Annotated in this window: 2 protein-coding genes; both read right to left on the bottom strand. The window is 42.7% G+C overall.

Annotated features, from left to right (window positions below):
• Positions 1-340: 340 nt before the first annotated feature.
• Positions 341-826, bottom strand: a complete 486-nt coding sequence (locus AB4486_RS23915; RefSeq protein WP_102394510.1) for a DUF3299 domain-containing protein — start codon at positions 824-826, stop codon at positions 341-343.
• 143 nt (positions 827-969) lie between these two features.
• On the bottom strand, positions 970-1,498 hold a 529-nt coding region (locus AB4486_RS23910; protein ID WP_372119088.1), incomplete at its 5' end, for an alkaline phosphatase.

Here is a 1,498-nt window from a genome sequence, read left to right as displayed (position 1 = left end):
ATCTAACTCAGCATGTACTCGACTTGATAGCTCAGCTCTATCAACATGAAAGCGTATTCGAAAAGCCACGTTATTATCCGCAGATAAAACGCTAGAATATCGTCAAAAAAAGAGTAAGCCGATAGTGATTAGCTTTCTGTCCATAATACTAAACCAACTACTTTAGTCGGTGGTTATTAAGTTCAAGAGTAAGCAGGAATTCAACGCGGCTATAAATCATTTTTTACTGTGACTCTGCCAGAAGCAGGAGATTGCAGGCTCACTGACGTCTAGAATTAATGATGCTTTTCAGATGCTCTGTCGAGTACATTCAAGTTAACTGAGTATAGTGGATTTGTATTTATAACGTTTTCAATAACTGAATGCCATCACTTGGGAAAAGCTGATAGCCACTGCTGATCTCTTGTTGCTGCTGAGCTGTTACTTTAAGGGTACCGTCGATCACGATGGGCTCCCACGGGTCTATGTAGTCAATCGTTTGTTCGACATACACAATTTGGTTAGGCGGCGGTGGGGGAACGTGCAAGCAAGCGCCAAAGAAAGGCACCAACAGAAATGACTCAATCTTGTTCCCGTTGATTTCTAAAGGCACAACAAAACCCGCAATACGTTGCTCAGTATTGTTTAACGCACTAATTGTTTTACCGACAAGACTTTGTGGTGCCCGTACATCTAACGATTCTTCGTGGTTTACAGTTACTGGCGTTGACGAGTGGCGCTCTTCAATTGGAACCATATCAAGCCAAGACAAAATATCTTGCTCAGCGTGTATAATGTGACTAAACATTAGGCTTAGCACGACAAAGGAGTTATTCATTATTTTCATAAAAAAGGCCCCATATTTCAGGGGGCACCTCAAAAGCGTAGTGAAACGAATTTTTCGTAAACACAGTCAGTATCACTTGGTACGCCGATACTGACTGTGTAAGTTCTAATCTTTATACAGACAAGCTATTCACTGCCACGTGATTAATTGGAAGAGAAAGCACCACGCATGATGCTGTGTACGGAAGTGTTATCAACCGAGCGACCATGAACAACTTCACTGTTTACACCCCATGCCATCATTGGAACTGGTACATTAGTGTGGTTACCCCACAGCCAACTTACTTCTGGTACTTCGCCAGCGCCATTAGTTTTAAGCAGTTCTAGCCCGCCCGTTTCGTGATCAGCCGTGACAATCACCATTGTATCGTCGCGAGTCTCTGCCCAGTCAATAGCACTTTTTACTGATTCATCGAACTTAATCGTCTCATGGATCATGCGCTCTTCATCATTAATGTGACCAGCAAAATCGATTTGTGAGCCTTCAACCATTAAGAAGAAGCCATTTGGGTTTCGCGATAGGATATCAATTGCGACTTTCGTCATTTCTTCGACATGCGGAATATCAAGGCTTTCGTAGCTCCAGCCTTGCTGCGCTTGATACTCGGTTGGTAATACGTAAGGAATTTCATTTTCACCCAAAATAGCAGCAAATTTGATTGAAGCATTAGGG

This window comes from Vibrio sp. 10N.222.55.C6, assembly GCF_041473395.1.
GTDB classification, from domain to species: Bacteria; Pseudomonadota; Gammaproteobacteria; order Enterobacterales; family Vibrionaceae; genus Vibrio; species Vibrio crassostreae_C.
Note: the sequence above shows the minus strand (reverse complement) of the source record. Positions and strands in the feature narration are given on the sequence as shown.